The 16,400-nt window shown below is 68.7% G+C and carries 17 protein-coding genes; 10 read left to right on the plus strand and 7 right to left on the minus strand.

Annotated elements, in window-relative coordinates; genetic code table 11:
- The first annotated feature begins 198 nt into the window (after positions 1-198).
- The 3 genes from FPZ12_RS16755 to FPZ12_RS16765 are packed head-to-tail and all read left to right on the plus strand — an operon-like array spanning position 199 to position 2,929.
- Positions 199-1,566, plus strand: coding sequence for an MCE family protein (locus FPZ12_RS16755; RefSeq protein ID WP_166462786.1), 1,368 nt, complete (start codon positions 199-201; stop codon positions 1,564-1,566).
- Positions 1,530-2,246: a hypothetical protein gene (locus FPZ12_RS16760; protein ID WP_144754716.1), complete on the plus strand. Its 717-nt coding sequence runs from the start codon at positions 1,530-1,532 to the stop codon at positions 2,244-2,246. Before FPZ12_RS16755 ends, FPZ12_RS16760 begins: the two co-directional genes overlap by 37 nt.
- A complete protein-coding gene (locus FPZ12_RS16765) occupies positions 2,243-2,929 on the plus strand; it encodes a hypothetical protein (RefSeq protein WP_144754713.1) in 687 nt (228 codons plus the stop codon). Before FPZ12_RS16760 ends, FPZ12_RS16765 begins: the two co-directional genes overlap by 4 nt.
- 16 nt (positions 2,930-2,945) lie before the next feature.
- On the opposite strand, the gene FPZ12_RS16770 is transcribed toward FPZ12_RS16765, so the two are convergent.
- The gene (locus tag FPZ12_RS16770; protein ID WP_144754710.1) at positions 2,946-3,209 is read right to left on the minus strand and encodes a hypothetical protein; all 264 of its coding nucleotides are present in this window, start codon (positions 3,207-3,209) and stop codon (positions 2,946-2,948) included.
- Here FPZ12_RS16770 and FPZ12_RS46430 point away from each other — a divergent pair.
- Positions 3,128-3,382 carry an SDR family oxidoreductase gene (locus FPZ12_RS46430; RefSeq protein WP_243769880.1) on the plus strand — a complete coding sequence of 85 codons (255 nt, stop codon included), beginning with the start codon at positions 3,128-3,130 and terminating at the stop codon, positions 3,380-3,382. The genes FPZ12_RS16770 and FPZ12_RS46430 overlap by 82 nt on opposite strands.
- A gap of 150 nt (positions 3,383-3,532) precedes the next feature.
- Positions 3,533-4,690, plus strand: a complete 1,158-nt coding sequence (locus FPZ12_RS16780; protein ID WP_144754707.1) for an acyl-CoA dehydrogenase family protein — start codon at positions 3,533-3,535, stop codon at positions 4,688-4,690.
- Positions 4,691-4,732: 42 nt separating this feature from the next.
- On the opposite strand, the gene FPZ12_RS16785 is transcribed toward FPZ12_RS16780, so the two are convergent.
- Positions 4,733-5,188: a PaaI family thioesterase gene (locus FPZ12_RS16785; protein ID WP_166462787.1), complete on the minus strand. Its 456-nt coding sequence runs from the start codon at positions 5,186-5,188 to the stop codon at positions 4,733-4,735.
- 166 nt (positions 5,189-5,354) lie between these two features.
- Here FPZ12_RS16785 and FPZ12_RS16790 point away from each other — a divergent pair, with 166 nt between their 5' ends.
- The 3 genes from FPZ12_RS16790 (at position 5,355) to FPZ12_RS16800 (ending at position 9,247) form a co-directional block, all read left to right on the plus strand.
- Positions 5,355-6,851 carry a carotenoid oxygenase family protein gene (locus FPZ12_RS16790; protein ID WP_144754701.1) on the plus strand — a complete coding sequence of 499 codons (1,497 nt, stop codon included), beginning with the start codon at positions 5,355-5,357 and terminating at the stop codon, positions 6,849-6,851.
- A 61-nt stretch (positions 6,852-6,912) separates the two neighbouring features.
- Entirely contained in the window at positions 6,913-8,034 is a 1,122-nt protein-coding gene (locus tag FPZ12_RS16795; RefSeq protein ID WP_144754698.1) for an acyl-CoA dehydrogenase family protein, read from the plus strand.
- Positions 8,035-8,065: 31 nt separating this feature from the next.
- Positions 8,066-9,247, plus strand: a complete 1,182-nt coding sequence (locus tag FPZ12_RS16800; protein WP_144754695.1) for an acyl-CoA dehydrogenase family protein — start codon at positions 8,066-8,068, stop codon at positions 9,245-9,247.
- A 55-nt stretch (positions 9,248-9,302) separates the two neighbouring features.
- Here FPZ12_RS16800 and FPZ12_RS16805 read toward each other — a convergent pair whose 3' ends face one another.
- From FPZ12_RS16805 to FPZ12_RS16825, 5 genes are read right to left on the minus strand one after another with little or no spacing between them, the layout of a single operon-like run.
- A complete protein-coding gene (locus FPZ12_RS16805; protein WP_144754692.1) occupies positions 9,303-10,355 on the minus strand; it encodes an acyl-CoA dehydrogenase family protein in 1,053 nt (350 codons plus the stop codon).
- On the minus strand, positions 10,352-11,509 hold the full coding sequence (locus FPZ12_RS16810) for an acyl-CoA dehydrogenase family protein (protein ID WP_144754689.1): 1,158 nt from the start codon (positions 11,507-11,509) through the stop codon (positions 10,352-10,354). The genes FPZ12_RS16805 and FPZ12_RS16810 overlap by 4 nt, the downstream gene beginning before the upstream one ends.
- Before the next feature lie 21 nt (positions 11,510-11,530).
- Positions 11,531-12,307, minus strand: coding sequence for a crotonase/enoyl-CoA hydratase family protein (locus FPZ12_RS16815; RefSeq protein WP_144754686.1), 777 nt, complete (start codon positions 12,305-12,307; stop codon positions 11,531-11,533).
- Positions 12,304-13,071: an SDR family NAD(P)-dependent oxidoreductase gene (locus tag FPZ12_RS16820; RefSeq protein ID WP_144754683.1), complete on the minus strand. Its 768-nt coding sequence runs from the start codon at positions 13,069-13,071 to the stop codon at positions 12,304-12,306. The genes FPZ12_RS16815 and FPZ12_RS16820 overlap by 4 nt, the downstream gene beginning before the upstream one ends.
- 29 nt (positions 13,072-13,100) lie before the next feature.
- Entirely contained in the window at positions 13,101-14,291 is a 1,191-nt protein-coding gene (locus FPZ12_RS16825; RefSeq protein WP_144754680.1) for a thiolase family protein, read from the minus strand.
- 157 nt (positions 14,292-14,448) lie between these two features.
- On the opposite strand from FPZ12_RS16825, the gene FPZ12_RS16830 reads away from it, so the two are divergent.
- Both FPZ12_RS16830 and FPZ12_RS16835 read left to right on the plus strand, forming a co-directional pair.
- Positions 14,449-15,606: a CaiB/BaiF CoA transferase family protein gene (locus tag FPZ12_RS16830; protein ID WP_144754678.1), complete on the plus strand. Its 1,158-nt coding sequence runs from the start codon at positions 14,449-14,451 to the stop codon at positions 15,604-15,606.
- Positions 15,606-16,367, plus strand: coding sequence for an enoyl-CoA hydratase/isomerase family protein (locus tag FPZ12_RS16835; protein ID WP_144754675.1), 762 nt, complete (start codon positions 15,606-15,608; stop codon positions 16,365-16,367). The genes FPZ12_RS16830 and FPZ12_RS16835 overlap by 1 nt, the downstream gene beginning before the upstream one ends.
- Positions 16,368-16,400 lie beyond the last annotated feature (33 nt).

The following is a 16,400-nucleotide window of genomic DNA, read 5'->3' on the forward strand; positions in this document are numbered from 1 at the left end:
CGTCGGTTCGAACGCGGGACAGGCGAGCAACCCGCTCACGGCGCCGATCCAGGCGCCCGCCGCGTCGCCACCACCCGCGGCCGGTTCTCAGCCCGCGGTGGGCGGCACATCGCCCGCGCGGCAGCCGGAGGCTCCGGCGACGGGGCAAAGCGACGGCGGCCTCCTCGGCGGCCTGCTCGGCGGTTCTGGAGGCTCCCGGTGATCAGTCGTTTCGTACGCATCCAGCTGGTGCTCTTCACCGTCATCAGCGTCGTGAGCATCGGCGTCATCGCGGTCGTCTACGCGCAGGTCCCCACGATGCTCGGGTTCGGGCAGCGGACCCTCACCGCTCAGTTCTCCGACGCCGCGGGGCTCTACGAAGGAGCCCGGGTCACCTACCGGGGAGTCGAAATCGGACGGGTCACCGGGGTGGCCGTGGACGGAGACGGCGTCGAAGCGACGATGTCGGTGTCGAAGGACCATCCTGTCCCGGATGACAGCCGTGCCGAAGTGCACAGCGTGTCGGCGATCGGCGAGCAGTACGTGGATCTGGTCAGCGGCCGTACCGCGGGGCCGTATTTCGCGGACGACGCGAACATCCCGGAGAACCGCACGAGCGTCCCGCCGGGAATCGGGTCGGTGCTGGACAACGCCAACACCCTGCTCGCCTCTTTGCCGCGGGACAGCCTGCGCACGGCCCTGAACGAGCTTTCGAGCGCGTTCAACGGAACCGGGGAGCAGCTGCAGCGCCTGCTTGATCAGGGCACGCGACTGGTCGACGAGGCCCAGCAGAACTTCGGCCCGACCCAGCAGCTCATCGACAACGCGGGGCCGTTGCTCGACACTCAGGTCGTCAGCAGCGACAAGATCCGGTCACTGGTGAAGAGCCTGTCCGGCTTCACCGACCAGGTTCACGCGAGCGACGCCGATCTGCGCTCGTTGCTGGACCGGGGGCAGCCGGCCGCGCAACAGGTCAACGGCCTGTTTCAGGACCTGCGGCCCACGTTGCCGATCCTGCTGAGCAACATGGTCAACGTCGAGCAGGTGCTGGTGACCTACCAGCCGGCCTTGGAGACGGTCCTCGTCGTCTATCCGGTCACCACGACCTCCTTGATCTCCACTACCAAGCCTCACCAGGGAGACGGTGGTATCGGGCTGGACCTTCGCTTGAACGTGCAGAACCCGCCGCAGTGCACCACGGGATTCCTGCCGCCGGACCAGCGACGCGACCCCAGCGCTCTCACCGACGTGGCCACACCGGACGACCTGCGGTGCAAACTTCCGCAGAACGACCCGACCGTGCTGCGCGGTTCCCGGAACCTGCCCTGCTTGGCCGTACCGGGAAAGCGCGCGGCCACCCCTGCCGAATGCGGAGGGGAGGGGTACCGGCCGCAAGCCCAGAACGAGCCCCCGTTCGCGCCGGGAACGCCGTTGGGGGCGCTCACCGGCGCGCGGTACGACCCGGGCAGCGGAACCGCGGTCAGCGCCGATGGACAGTTCTTCGCGCTCGGCGGAATCGGAACACAGGCACCGCGAAAGGAGGACCTGCAATGGCAGAGGATGTTGCTGAGCCCGGTGGGGCTGTAGCAGTGAAAACCCCGGCCAGGGAACCGGAAGAGGCCGGAACGGCCGAGCGGACGGTGAAGCCGAGCCCGTATCCCCGTGAGCCGGAACGCGAGGCCGGCACGGAGGATCCTCAGGCGAGCGGCGACGAAGAACCGGAGGCTGATGACGCGGCGCCTGAGGCGACGGACGAGGAGGAGCGTGAGGCTCGTCCTCGGCGGTTCAAGCTCTACGTCACGGCAATGTCCGTCCTGGCACTGCTGGCCGTCGCCGCCGTCATCCTGGGAGCGATCCTGGGTTCGGCGGCGCTGAAGAGCCGGCGGACGGACAGCGATCGCGCCGCCGCGCTCGCGTCGGCGAAGCAGGAAGTCATCAACCTGCTGACGATCAGCGGGCAGACGGTCGACACCGACGTCCGAAGCCTGCTCGACGGCGCCACCGGCCAGTTCAAGTCCGACTTCGCCGGGCAGCAGGACACTTTCGTCAACGTGGTGAAACAGCAGCAGGTGATCTCGACCGGGGACATCAAATCGGCGGGAATCGTCTCGCTGTCGGGCGACTCCGCGAAGGCACTGGTCGCCGGCCACGCGACGGTGAAGAACACCCAGTCACCGCAAGGCGAAGAGCGCAACTACCGGCTGTCGGTGGATCTGCGGCGGTCCGGCGACAGGTGGCTCGTCGCGCAGGTGGAGTTCGTTCCGTGACCGGCAAGGACGAGGTGAGCACAGTGACGACGACGGAAGTGGCCGAGGCCGAAGAAGCCGAGCAGGAAGAGGTTGAGGCCGAAAATGCGCAGTCCGAAGAGGACACTGCCGAACCAGAAGATGCGCCTCGCAAGACGTCGCGTGTGAAGGTGGTGGCATCGGCGCTGCTGCGTCCACCGCGGGCTGTGTGGCGGTTCGGGCTGCGGCGCCCGGTCGGCGCTGTCACGGCCATGGTGGTCGTGGTCGCCGTACTGGCGGCCGGGGTCGGCTGGCTCGCCTGGCAGCGCGGTGACCAGCAGGCAGTCGAGGCGGCACGAACACAAGCGGTGGACGCCGCGCGGGAAGGCGTCGTCGCCGCGCTGTCCTACGACTACCACTCGATCGACTCCGACGTCGCCAAGGCGCGGGGATCGCTGACCGGGTCCTTTTTGGACGACTACACGAAACTGATGAACGGCACCGTCATCCAGGTCGCCAAGAGCCAGGAGACGGTCACCAAGGCCGCCATTGCGGACGCTGCGGTGGTCTCCGCGGGCACGGACGAGGTCCAGGTGTTGCTGTTCGTCAACCAGACGACGACCGGGAAGCAGCTCTCGGGACCGAAACTCGACGGCAGCCGGGTACAGACGACGCTCGAGAACATCGACGGGAAGTGGCTGATCTCGGCCTTGCAGCCGGTGTGACCGGACAGCGGCTACGTCACCGTGCCGTCCCGTCTTCGCGCAGCCCGGGGCGGGCCCGCGTCGGTTTTTCCGAAATCGATGGGGAATCCCGGTACCCGGTGAGCCAGTCCGCGGCGGTCCTTCCCGCGAAGATCTCGTCGAGTTCGTCATAGCGCCCGGACAACGTGACCCCGTCCGCGCAACGGAACGTGCTGGCGAGTGGCCGGTTCGCCCTGCGGTTCCAGGACACGTCGAAGCTCTTGTCCTGCACGCTCGAGGCGAGCAGTTGCCCGTGCGGCATCCAGGTCGCCGAGCCGTACAGCGGGTGGGGACGAGTTTCAGCGGGTCCTGCCGCCCGAGGAGTGGGTGGAGCCGGAGGACATCTCGGATGTGGTGCTGTTCCTGGCTTCGGACGAGTCCAGGTACCTGACCGCGCACGAACTGGCCCCGGACGCCGGCGTCACCGAATTCTGACGGACCGGGTGGCCCGGGGAGCGCCGGGGAGTTGACGGCCGCGCACCGGCAGCCTTAAATATAAGACGATAAGGATCAAAAATAGGTTCTGGTGCACCCGGGAGGATGCCTCCCTGGTGAGGGCATCGTTACGTCGGCGGGAGATCTGGGATGAGTTCGGTTTGGCAGGGGTTGACCGAGGAGCAGACCGCGCTGGCCGAGGCGCTGCGTGACTTCTGCCGCCGCGAGTGCGGAACGCGCGAAAAGCGCGCCGAGTTGACCGCCGACGGCGAAGCGCACAGCGACGTCGTCTACGCGAAACTCGCCGAGGCCGGGTATCTGGGCATCGCGATCCCCGAGGAGTACGGCGGTGCCGGGGGTGACCTGATGGACCAGTGCATCCTCCATGAAGAGCTCTACCGCGGGCTGGCGCCGGTGCACGCGATCGGCGGGACGCACACCGTGGCGGGGATCTTCAAGCGCTACGGCACCGAAGAGCAGAAGAAGGAAGTGCTCGGCGCGATCGCCGGCGGCGCGCCGATGTCGATCAGCATCTCCGAACCGGAGGCGGGTTCGGACGCGGCGAACATCGCCTGCCAGGCAGTCCGGCGCGGGGCGGAGTTCGTGATCAACGGGCAGAAGACCTGGTGCTCGGCCGCGCAGCACGCCACCGGGATCCTGCTGGTGGCGCGGACCGCTCGCGCGGAGAAGCGGCATGAGGGCCTGAGCATGTTCTACCTGCCCGCGGACACGCCTGGGCTCGAAATCCGTCCTATCGAGACGATGGGCGGCCCGCTGGTCAACGACCTCTACTTCACCGACGTGGTGCTGCCCGAGTCCGCGCTGGTCGGCAAGGAGGGCGACGGCTGGCGGCAGCTCATGGCCGGGCTGAACGGCGAGCGGGTCGTCGCCGCGGCCGAAGCGCTGGGGATGGCCGCGCGCACCTTCGGCGACCTGCTGGAGTACGTGAAGGTGCGCAAGCAGTTCGGGCAGGCCATCGGCTCGTTCCAGGCGCTGCGGCATCGGATCGCCGACCTGGCCATCGAGATCGAAGCGGCCCGTGCCCTGCAGTACTCGACCGTGCGGCGCGTGCAGGCGGCGGCCGAACCGGCCGACGTGCTGGTGCGGCTCACGTCGATGACCAAGGTCAAGGTTACCGAGACCGCGAAGCAGACCGCGCTGGAAGGCGTGCAGCTGATGGGTGGCTACGGCTACGCCGTCGAATACGGGATGGAAAAGCATCTCCGCGACGCCGTCGCCCCGACGATCTACGCCGGGACCAACGAGATCCAGCGCGAGGTCATTTCTTCTTCCCTGGGGCTGCGCTGAGTCACCGGCCGGGCCGGATGGGGTGTCCGGCCCGGCCGGCCTTCATCGCGCGAAGCGGGACGAGCCGTCGATCACCATCGTGCCGTTGACCTTGGTGGAGACCTTCCCGGTGCGGTTGAGCACGGTGACGGTCAGGAAGGCCATCGTGCGGCCCACCCGGTCGACGCTCGCCTCGAAGGTCAGCGGTGGCAGCGCGGGCCGGAGGAAGTCCGAGGTCAGACTCGCGGTCGCCGGGATGTGGTCCTCGTCGAGCACGGTGGTGGCCACGATGCCGAAGCAGTGATCGGCGGCGGCGATCACCATGCCGCCGTGCACCGCGCCATTGGCGTTGAGCGGCCACGAGCAGTCGTCGAGAACGAGGGTCGCGCGGCCGTGCCCGATGGCGGCGCAGCGCAGTCCGATCGCACGGGACACCCCGAGCTGCTCCGTCCATTCGATCCACTTGTCCTCGCTCGCGCCGTAGGGCGCGACGCCCTGCGGATCGGTCTCGTCAGCCACGCTGGGTTCCCTTCTTGCGGAACGATCGGTAACGAAGTTGGTGCTCGTCAAGCGACATTACACGCAAGTCTTTCCAGGTTAAAGCGAGAATGTGGAAACGATCGTTTACTAGATCGGTCGGTGCGTGCTACGTTCGGGGCGAGGTTTCCGCGATGAGGAGGACGTGATGGGGTACCCACTGCCACAGGAGAATTCGCTGAAGGGGCCCTTTCAGCCGATGCGGTTCGAAGCGACCGTCGAGGAATGCATCGTCACCGAGGGGGAGATCCCCCGGGATCTCGCCGGTGGCTTCTACCGCACCGGGCCGACCTGGAAGAGGCCGACGAAACAGGGCGCGAACCCGTTGCTCGGCCAGGACGGGATGGTCCAGGGCCTCGTGCTGCGGGAGGGCCGGGCGGACTTTCGCAACCGCTGGATCCGCACCCCGAAGTACCTGCTCGAAGACCGCCACGGGCGGAGCATGTTCGAGTGGACGGACGGCGGGTTCGGCGACTGGCGCGACACCGCCTACGGCGACGTGACCCGGGACCGGTTCAACTGCGGGGTGCCACAGGGTACGGCGAACATCAACATCTTCCCGTTCCAGGGTGAGATGGTCGCCTCCAGCGAGCAGGGCGGCGCGCCGATCGCGATCGACCCGATCACCCTGGACACCAAGGGAATCGTGCCGTGGTCGCCCAAGCTGTCGCGGGGCATGCACGATCCCGCCGCCTTCGGTGACGCGGCGTTCACCGCGCATCCCAAATGGGACCACGAGACGGGCACGCTCTACGGCTGGACGTACCGGGATTTCGCGCCGTACGTGACGATGCACATCGTGCATCCGGACGGCACTGTCGATTCCCGGGATCTGTGGGACGCGCCCTATAACACGGTGGCGCACGACGTGTGGCTGACGCCGGAGTGGATCGTCATGCCGTTCCAGCCTTTCACGCTCGACCGCAAGCGCATCACCGAAAAGAAGGTCAACCTCTGGGGCTGGGAAGAGGACAAGCCGATCGTGCTCGCGCTGATCCCGCGCGACGACGTCCAGGGTGAGATCAGGTGGATCGAGACCGATCTGCCGCCGCAGTACATCATGCACACGATGTCGGCCAACGTCGACGGTGACCGGCTCATGCTCGATGGCCCCATCTTCAACCGGCCGCCTTTCCCGTTCGAGCAGGATTTCGCGGCGGGCGACGACATCGCGCTGTTCTTCTCCATCGCGAAGAGCCACCTCGGGCGGTGGACCATCGACCTGCGGACCGGCGCCGCCAAGAGCGAGCAACTCTCCGACCGGCCCTCGGAGCTGCCGAAGGTGGACGAGCGTTACTACGGCCGTGGCTACACCTGGGGTTACCAGGTCGGCGGTGTCGTCAAGCGGGGCGGCATGTCGATGAACAGCCTGGTGGTCACCAACATGCGCACGCTGTCCGAGCAGGCTTACCAGATCCGGTCGAGCCAGCCCGCGGCCGTGCTGGAGGCGACCTTCGCGCCGCGAAGCCCGGACGCGCCGGAGGGCGACGGTTACATCATCGTGCCCGTGTCCTGGTGGGCCGACAAACGCGGCGAGTACCAGATCTTCGACACCCATGACATCACCAAGGGGCCGATCTGCCGGATCGAACTGCCGTTCCTCATGGGCTGGACGCCGCACGGGCACTGGATGGACTTCCGCTGATTCCGGCGGGCGCCAGTTTTTGATACGATCAGTCCCAGATTAGGATGGCGAGGAGGCCGGGGTGCGCAGAACGGTGTTCGGGGAGGCGCAGGAAGCCTTCCGGCTCGAAGTCCGCGACTTCGTCCGGAACAGGCTCCTCCCGGCGTACCCCGGCTGGGAAGCCGCGGGCCGCCCCAGCCGTGACTTCTGGCGCGAAGCGGGCGAAGCCGGAATTCTCGGGATCGGCGTGCCGGAAGAATACGGCGGGCTCGCCCGGTCCTCTTTCGCGCACAGCGTGGTGGTCACCGAGGAGATCCAGCGCGAGTTCCTGGCGATCGGCGGGCTCCGGGTGCAGACCGACATCTGCATGCCCTACTTTCTCGAGTACGCGAACGCGAACCAGAAGCAGCGGTGGATTCCGCGGCTGACGAGCGGGTCCGCCATCGCCGCGCTCGGGTTGTCCGAGCCCGGCGCCGGATCGGATCTGAAGGCGATGGCCACCCGTGCCGTCCGCGACGGTGATCACTACGTCGTCAACGGCGCGAAAACGTTCATTTCCAACGGTGCCGCGGCCGACCTCGTCGTGCTGTCCGCCAAGACCGATCCCGCGGCCGGCCGCGACGGGATCAGCCTGCTCGTCGTGGAAGGCGACAGCCCGGGCTTCGAACGGGGCCGCAGTCTGGACAAGCTCGGCCTGAAAGCGCAAGACCTCGCCGAACTGTCCTTCACCGATGTCCGTGTCCCGGTGGAAAACCTGCTGGGACAAGAGAACCAAGGGTTTTCTTACCTCACGGCCAATCTCGCTCAGGAACGCCTGTCCATCGCGGTCAACTCGCAAGCCGCCGCGGTCGCCGCGCTGGAATACACGGCCCGGCGGCTCGAAGGGACCCGCCCGGGCCAGCACGCGAAGTTCGAACTGGCCGCCTGCGCGGCCGAGGTGGGGGCCGGGCAGACGCTGGTGGACCGGGCGCTGCTGGAACTCGAGGCGGGGGAGCTGTCGCCCGCCGACGCCGCGATGGCCAAGTTGTACTGCACGGAGCTGCAGGGACGGGTGGCCGATCGTTGCCTGCAGCTGCTCGGGCCTTCGGCTTACCGGAAGGACTGCCCGCTGGGGCGGGCGTACCTGGACGGGCGGGTGAGCCGCATCTACGGCGGTTCCAGCGAAATCATGAAGGTCATCGTCGGTCACGACCTCGGGCTTTGAGCTTGTCGCACAATGCAGATCAGGAGTGAAGATGTCAGGAGAGACCGCGGTTCCCTCGTTGCCGCTGGCCATGACGGCGGAGGAGGAACTCCTGCGCAAGTCCGTGGGTGACCTCTCGCGCAGCTACGGACCCGACTACTTCCAGCGGGTCGAGCGCGCGGGTGAGCCCGCGACCGAGCTGTGGCAGGAGCTGGGCCGCAGCGGTTTCCTCGGGGTGCACCTGCCCGAGGAGTACGACGGCGGTGGCGGTGGCCTGTACGACCTGGCCACGGTGATCGAGGAGACGTCGGCGGCGGGCGTGCCGGCACTGGCCGCCGTGTTTTCCGCCGGTGTCAACGGCACGATCCTGGCACAGCACGGGACGCCGGAACAGAAGGATCGCTGGCTGCGGGGGCTCGCGACCGGCGAGACCATGAGCTCGTTCGCCATCACCGAACCCGACGCCGGCCTGAACTCGTTCAACATCAGCACTTCGGCCCGCAAGGACGGCGCCGACTGGCTGATCAGCGGCCAGAAGTACTACATCTCGGGCATCGACGAGGCGCAGTGGGTGCTCGTGGTCGCGCGGACGGGCACGGACGAACGCAGCGGCCGCGGCAGGCTGACCCTGTTCCTCGTGGACACCGATACGCCGGGCCTGACCATTCAGCCGCTGCCGACGGCGCTGCAGACGCCGGAACGACAGTCCACTGTGTACTTCGACAACGTACGGGTGAGCGCGGACCGGCTGATCGGTGAGGAGCACCACGGTCTTCGCGCGGCCTTCGCCGGCATCAACGCCGAGCGCCTGCTGGTCAGCTCGATCTGCACCGGCGTCGGCCGCTATGCCCTGGACAAGGCGGTCCGCTACGCCAGCGAGCGCCAGGTGTGGAAGGTGCCGATCGGCGCGCACCAGGCGGTGTCGCATCCGCTGGCCGAGGCCAAGGTGGAGCTGGAGACGGCGCGGCTGATGACCCAGAAGGCGCTGATGCTCTACGACCTTGGCAAGGACGCCGGTGAGTACAGCAACATGGCCAAGATGACCGGGGTGGATGCCGGCCTGGCCTGTCTCGACGCGGCGATCCAGGTGCACGGCGGGAACGGTGTCGCCCAGGAGTATCAGCTCGCGAACTACTGGTTCCTGCTGCGGATGCTGAAGATCGGCCCGGTGTCGAAGGAGATGATCCTCAACTTCATCGCCGAGCACACGCTCGGGTTGCCGCGCTCTTACTGACGCGGGACGCGAATGAGGCCCGGCCCGGATCACCGAGCCGGGCCTCATTGGTGCGTCACAGACCCCGCGAATCCGCGAGCTCCAGGGCGAGCTGTTCGTTCGCTCCCGCGTACCAGCGGAGGAAGCGTGCGTCGGCGAACAAGAGGGAAATCGGGTACTCGCGCATGTAGCCGTACCCGCCGTGCAGCTGGAGCCCCCGGTCCGCGGCCCGGCCGAACAGCTCCGAGCCGACGAGCTTGGCCGCCAGCGCGTCCTCCGGCCGCAGCCTGCTTTCGCCGTGCGCCCGCAGGCACTGGTCGACATGTCCTTCCGCCGCCAGCACGTCCGCCGAAAGACCGCCGAGGACCTGGCGGGTGTTCTCGAAGCCACTGACCGGCCGTCCGAACACCTTGCGGTCACGGATATAGGCCCGCGTCCAGCCCAAGGCCGTCCGGGCGCCGGCGACGGACGCCACCGCGGCCCAGAGCCGAAGCGACGCGAAGAACGGCTCGGTGGCGTTCTGCGGCAACAGATCCGACTGCGAGAGCCGGACCGCATCGAACTCGATGTCCGCCAGATGCGCGTCCGTCAGTGCGAGTCCTTCGACCGCTGTACGAGAGAGCCCGGGCGTAGCCGTGGGGATTACCGCGATCACGCCGTCCGGCTCCAGCGGCAGCAGAAGAAGATCAGCTGACGCCCCGTTCACCACCGCCGCGACGGTTCCGTGCAGGACGATTTCCTCACCGGCAGGCTCGGCGGTGACGGCATCGGCCGTTACCGCGACCATGGCGTCGCCACTGGCCAGCCGGGTCAGCCATTCCTCCTGCTGCCGCGTACTTCCGTGCTCGCTCAACGTCGCCTGGCCCACGCCGACGTGGCCCGCGTAGGCGAGCGCGAAGCCGACCCGCCCTCGGGCGACCAGCTTTTCGACGGCGACGGCGCAAAAGCGGGGATCGTCGATGTCCCCGCCCCCGTACCGGTCAGCGACCTGCATGCCCAGCAGGCCGGCCTTTCCGGCCCGGGCGAAGGCGTCCGGCTCCGCGGCGTCCCGTTCGACGAAGGCGTCGAAGGTGTCGGCGAACGCGGCGTGGTCCGCGTCGAACAGCGCGCGCATGACCGCCCCGCTCACCGGCGCTGGTCGAATCGGCGACCGAGGTACTCGGAGGCGATCCGCGTCCGTTGCATGGCCGGTGTTCCGCCAGCCAGCGCCCAGCCGTGGGAGTCCCGGTGCAGGCGCTCGATTTCGTACTCCGCCGAGTATCCGTAGCCGCCGTGCAGCTGGATCGCGAGATCGGAGACCTTTTTGGCCATCTCGTTCGCGAAGCATTTCGCGACCGAGGCTTCCAGCGTGACCGGTGCGCCGGTGCCCGCGTTCACCGCCGCCCGGTAGATGAGCAGCCGGGCCGCTTCGACCTGGACGACCATGTCGGCCAGTGCGGTCTGGATCGACTGGAACTCCACGATCTCCTTGCCGAACTGCTGGCGCTCCTGGACGTAGCGTGCGGTCCGGTCGAGCGCGGTCTGCCCGATCGCCAGCGACATCGTGGAGTTGCCCAGCCGCTCCACCGAAAAGGCGGTGAACAGGTTCCGGAAGCCGCCTTCGGGAATGATGACGTCGTCGAGCGGGACGCGGACATCGGTGAGGAAGATGTCCGCCGAGCCGATGCCCCGGAAGCCCATCAGCTCCTCCTGCGGGCCGAACTCCAGGCCCGGCGCGTCCTTGCCGACCAGCACCGCGCCGATGCCACCGGCTCCGCGCTTGGTGCCAAATCGCGCGTAGACAAGGTACTTCTCGGAAAACCCGGCGCCGGAGCACCAGCGTTTGGTCCCGTTCAGCACGACCTCGTCGCCCTCGATCCGGGCCGTCGTGGTCGCGTCGGTGGCGGCCGAACCCACGTCGGGTTCCGAAATGGACACCGCGATCGTCGTCTCGCCCGAAGCGACACCGGGCAGGTAGCGCTGTTTCTGTTCCTCGGTGCCGAACAGGTGCAGTACGCGGGCCGGGCCGGTGGACGCCTCGAACACCGGCCACGCCGCGACCGGGCTCGCCTTGGCCAGCTCTTCCAGCACGATCAGAGCGTCCAGCAGCGGACGTCCGCCGCCGCCGTATTCCTCCGGCAGGGTCAGGGCGAGCAGGCCGAGATCGGCGAGCCGCTTCCGTTCGGTCGCGGGCAGGTGCTCGCGCTTCGCGTCCCATTCCCGCGCGTGCGGAGCGTATTGCTCGGCCGCTACTTTCGCGGCGAGCTCACGCAGGTCGTGTTGTTCTTCGGTGAGTTCGAACACCGTTGTCGTCTCCTCGGGTCCTCAGGAACCGGTCCAGTTCGGCCCGCGCTTCTCCACGAACGCGGCGGCGCCTTCCTTGGCGTCGTCGGACGCGCGCACCGCGTCGGTATACGGCGCCTGGCGATCGAAAGCCTCGTCGAGCGGCCAGTCCACCGACTGGTCCACCAGCAGTTTCGCGGTGCGCACGGCGAGCGGGGCGTTGGCGGCGATCACCTCGGCGAGAGCGCGTGCCTTCGTGAGCGCTTCGCCGTCCGGCACGACCCGGCTGACCAGGCCGAGCCGCTGAGCCTCGGCCGCGTCCACGGGTGCACCGGTCAAGCACATCTCTTTAGCGATGGCGTGGGGGATCCGCCGGGGCAACCGGAGCACTCCGCCCGCCGCCGCGACGAGGCCGCGTTTCACTTCGGGGAGACCGAATGTCGCGCTCTGCCCCGCGACGATCAGATCGCAGGCCAGCGCGATCTCGAACCCGCCGCCCAATGCCGGGCCCTCCACCGCGGCGATGAGCGGTTTCTCCGGCGGGCGTCCGACGATGCCGAACCCGCCTCGCCGCTCGTCGACCGGGCGCTCACCCGTGGCGCTGAACGCCTTGAGATCCATGCCGGCGCTGAAGAACCGCCCCGCGCCGGCGAGCACGCCGACCGAGACGTCGTCCCGCTCGTCGACCTGGTCGAGCGCGCGGGCCAGTGCTTCCGCGGCCGGCCGGTCGACGGCGTTGCGCACCTTGGGCCGGTCGAGCGTGATCACGGCGACCCCGCCGGTGACCTCGAACCGGACGGCTTCGGCCGGGCCGGTCACCGCGGGGCCATCCTGATCGCGCCGTCGAGGCGGATGGTTTCCCCGTTGAGCATGCCGTTGTCGATGATCTGCAGCGCCAGTTTCGCGTATTCGTCCGGCTGCCCGAGCCGGCTCGGGTGTGGCACGGTCTTGGCCAGCGACGCGCGAACGTCGTCCGACAGGCGGTTCAGCAGCGGGGTGTCGAACGTGCCGGGCGCGATGGTGCAGACGCGGATGCCCTTGCCGGCGAGGTCACGCGCGGCGACGACGGTCATCCCGACGATGCCGGCTTTCGCCGAGGCATAAGGAATCTGGCCGATCTGACCCTCGAACGCGGCCACCGACGCGGTCAGCACGCACACGCCGCGGTCGCCGTCGAGCGGCTCGTTGCGCGCCATCCTGGCCGCGGCCAGCCGGAGCACGTTGAAGGTGCCGATGAGGTTGATGCCGACCACTTCGCTGTAGGTTTCGAGAGAGCCGGGGGAGCCGTCCCTGTTCACCAGCCGTACGGCCCCGCCACGGCCCGCGCAGTGCACGACGGCGCGCAGTGGTCCGGCCTCCTCCGCCGCGTCGAAGACGGCGCCCATCTGGGCCGGTTCCCGGACGTCGGCGGCGACGAACCGTGTCCGGTCGCCGAGTTCCTTGGCGACGGTCTCGCCGTCCGACGAAGGCAAGTCGGCGATGACCACCCGCGCGGCGCCGCCCTCGAGCAGGCGTCGCACGGTAGCCAGGCCGAGGCCGGACGCTCCACCGGTCACCACTGCGGTGATCCCGTTGATCTCCACGGATCGTGTTTCCCTTCGTTCAGGTTCGGTTAGAGTCGTTCGATGAGGGTGGCGTTGGCCATGCCACCGGCCTCGCACATGGTCTGCAGTCCGTAGCGGCCGCCGGTCGCTTCCAGTCCGGCGAGCATCGTGGTGAGCAGCCGGGTGCCGGAAGCGCCGAGCGGGTGGCCGAGCGCGATGGCGCCGCCGCGGGGGTTGAGCTTGGCCGGGTCGGCGTCGAAGTGCGCGCGCCAGGCGAGCGGGACGGAGGCGAACGCCTCATTGACCTCGTAGTGGTCGATGTCCGCAATGGACAGTCCCGAGCGGGCGAGCACTTTTTCCGTGGCGGGCAACGGTCCGGTGAGCATCGTGATCGGGTCGTCCGCGGCGACGGCGAAGGAGCGGAACCGGGCACGGGGCCGCAGGCCCAGCTGGTTCGCGCGTTCCTCGCTCATGATCAGGGCGGCGCTCGCGCCGTCGGTCAGCTGGGACGAGTTGCCCGCCGTGATGTGCCAGTTGATCTCCGGAAAGCGCCGGCTCATTTCCTCGGTGCGGAACGAGGGTTTGAGGTTGCCCAGCCCTTCCACGGTGGTGCCGGGGCGGATGGTTTCGTCCGCGTCGACGACGGTGCCGTCCGGGAGCCGTACCGGAACGATCTCCCGGGAGAAATCCGTTGCGGTGGCACGGGTGTGCGACGCGCTGGCGAACTCGTCGAGCGTTTCGCGACCCAGCTTCCACCGGGCCGCGATCAGCTCGGCCGAAATGCCCTGCGGCACCAGTCCGGGCTCATAGCGCGTGGTGACCGAGGGACCGAAAGGGTCCTGCCCGATCCGCGACGTGAACATCGGGATCCGGCTCATCGACTCGACCCCGCACGCCACGACGACGTCGTAGACGCCCGCGATCACGCCCTGTGCCGCGAAGTCCGCGGACTGCTGGCTGGAGCCGCAAGCGCGGTGCACCGCGACGGAGGGGACGTGCTCGGGCAGGCCGGCGCCGAGCCAGGCCCAGCGGCCGACCGGGCCGGACTGTTCGCCGACCTGGCTGACGCAGCCCGCGATCACGTCCTCGACTTCGCCGGGATCGACGTCGTTCCGCTCGAACAGCGTCCCGAGTACTTGTCCGAGCAGCTCGACGGGATGCACGGCGGACAACGCGCCGCCGGGCTTCCCGTCCTTGGGCGCCTTGCCCTTCGCCATCGGAGACCGGACAGCGTCCACGATGACCGCGGTGCGCGTCATGGATCCTCCTTATTTTGAGTCTGGTCGTCTCAAAGATACAATGCTGTCCTCGGTCGGTCAAAGTTCGTTCACGGCCTCAGAATTCGTGCCTGCTGGTCAGGATGGGTTCCGGTGACCGACCGTTCTCAAAGTTTTCGACGACACAGGAGGCGACAGGATGACAGGCGACGGCACCGCGGGCCCGCTCTCGGGCCTGCGGGTGGTGGAGCTCGCCGGAATCGGCCCCGGGCCGTTCGCGGCGATGCTGCTGGCCGACCTCGGCGCGGACGTGGTCCGGGTCGAGCGGCCCGATGGTGGCAGCGCGGTTCCCGCCGAACTGGATGCGCTGCGCCGTGGACGGCGTTCGGTGATCCTGGATCTGCGCAGGGAAGAGGGAAAGCGCGCCGTGCTCGACCTCGTGGCGAGCGCGGACGTCCTCATCGAGGGCTACCGGCCGGGCGTCGCCGAACGGCTCGGTCTGGGGCCCGAGGACTGCCGGCAACGCAACTCGCGTCTGGTCTACGGCCGGATGACCGGCTGGGGGCAGGACGGGCCGCTGGCGCACAGCGCGGGACACGACATCTCCTATCTCGCGATCACCGGTGCGCTGCACGCGATCGGCAACCGCGGCGAGGCTCCCACGATCCCGCTGAACCTCGTCGGCGATTTCGGCGGTGGCTCGCTGTATCTGGTCATCGGTGTCCTCGCCGCGGTGTTCGAAGCCGCCCGGTCGGGGCGCGGGCAGGTGGTCGACGCGGCGATCGTCGACGGTGCCGCGTCGCTCACGACGCTCATGCACAGCCTCATCGCCGCCGGGCAGTGGCGGGACGAGCGGGGCGTGAACATGCTCGACGGCGGGATGCCCTGGTACGACGTCTACGAGACCGCCGACGGCGGGCACATGGCCGTCGGCCCGCTGGAACCCAAGTTCTACGCCGAGCTCGTCCGCCTGCTCGGCCTGGACGCCCACGACGCCGACCGGTCCGACCCGCGCACCTGGCCGTTGCTCCGGGACCGGATCGCCAAGGCGTTCGCGGCCCGCACCCGCGCGGAGTGGACCTCGGTCTTCGAAGGCACGGACGCCTGCGTCGCGCCGGTGCTCGGCTTCACCGAGGCGCCGAACCATCCGCACAACGTGGCGCGGGGAACGTTCATCGAAGTGGACGGCGTGACCCAGCCCGCGCCGGCGCCGCGGTTCAGCCGCACCCCCGCCACGGTGCGCCGGGGCCCGGTCGCACCGGGCACGGACACCAGGGACGCGCTGACCGACTGGGGTGTCCGTGATGTCGAGTCCCTGCTGGAAAGCGGGGCGGCACAGGAAGCGGGGGAGTCCTGATGGGCGAGGACCAGCTGCGGGTGGATCGCGAGGGACCCGTCGCGATCGTGACGCTCAACCGGCCGGAACGGCTGAACGCGCTCAGCCACGGCCTGCTCTCGGACCTCCGTGCGCTGCTGGGCGAACTCGAAGGTGACAGCGCGGCGCGCGCGATCGTGCTGACAGGGGCCGGACGGGCGTTCTCCGCCGGTGCGGATCTGCGCGGCGGACCCAGCGACACCGGCGAAGTCGTGCGGACCTACTACAACCCGTTGATCCTCGACCTGGTCGCGATGAGCACGCCGGTCATCGCCGCCGTCAACGGCGTCGCCGCGGGAGCCGCGGTCTCCCTCGCGCTCGCCTGTGATCTCCGGATCGCCGCTGACACGGCCGAATTCCAGCTGTCCTTCGTCAAGGTCGGACTCGTCCCCGACGCGGGTGCGACGTGGCTGCTGCCGCGGGTCGTCGGTGCCGGGCGGGCCGCGGACATGGCGTTGCGCGGCAGGCCCGTGCGCGCCGACGAGGCGCTGCGATGGGGCCTTGTCACCGAGGTGGCCGACGGGGACAAGGTGCTTGCGCGAGCCGTGGAAATCGCGGCGGAAATCGCGGCACTGTCCACTTCGGTCGGTACGACTCGCGGGCTGCTCAACGGATCCTTCTCCCGGGAGCTGGCAGAGCAGCTCGGTGAAGAAGCGATCGCCCAGGGGAATGCCCAGCACGGCCCGGATTACCAGGAAGCGCGGCGGGCGTTCGCCGAGAAGCGCGCACCGCGTTTCGGGTGAACCCGGTGTGGTGCGGGCCCGGCCCGCACCACA

Source organism: Amycolatopsis acidicola (assembly GCF_007713735.2).
Classification (GTDB): Bacteria; Actinomycetota; Actinomycetes; order Mycobacteriales; family Pseudonocardiaceae; genus Amycolatopsis_E; species Amycolatopsis_E acidicola.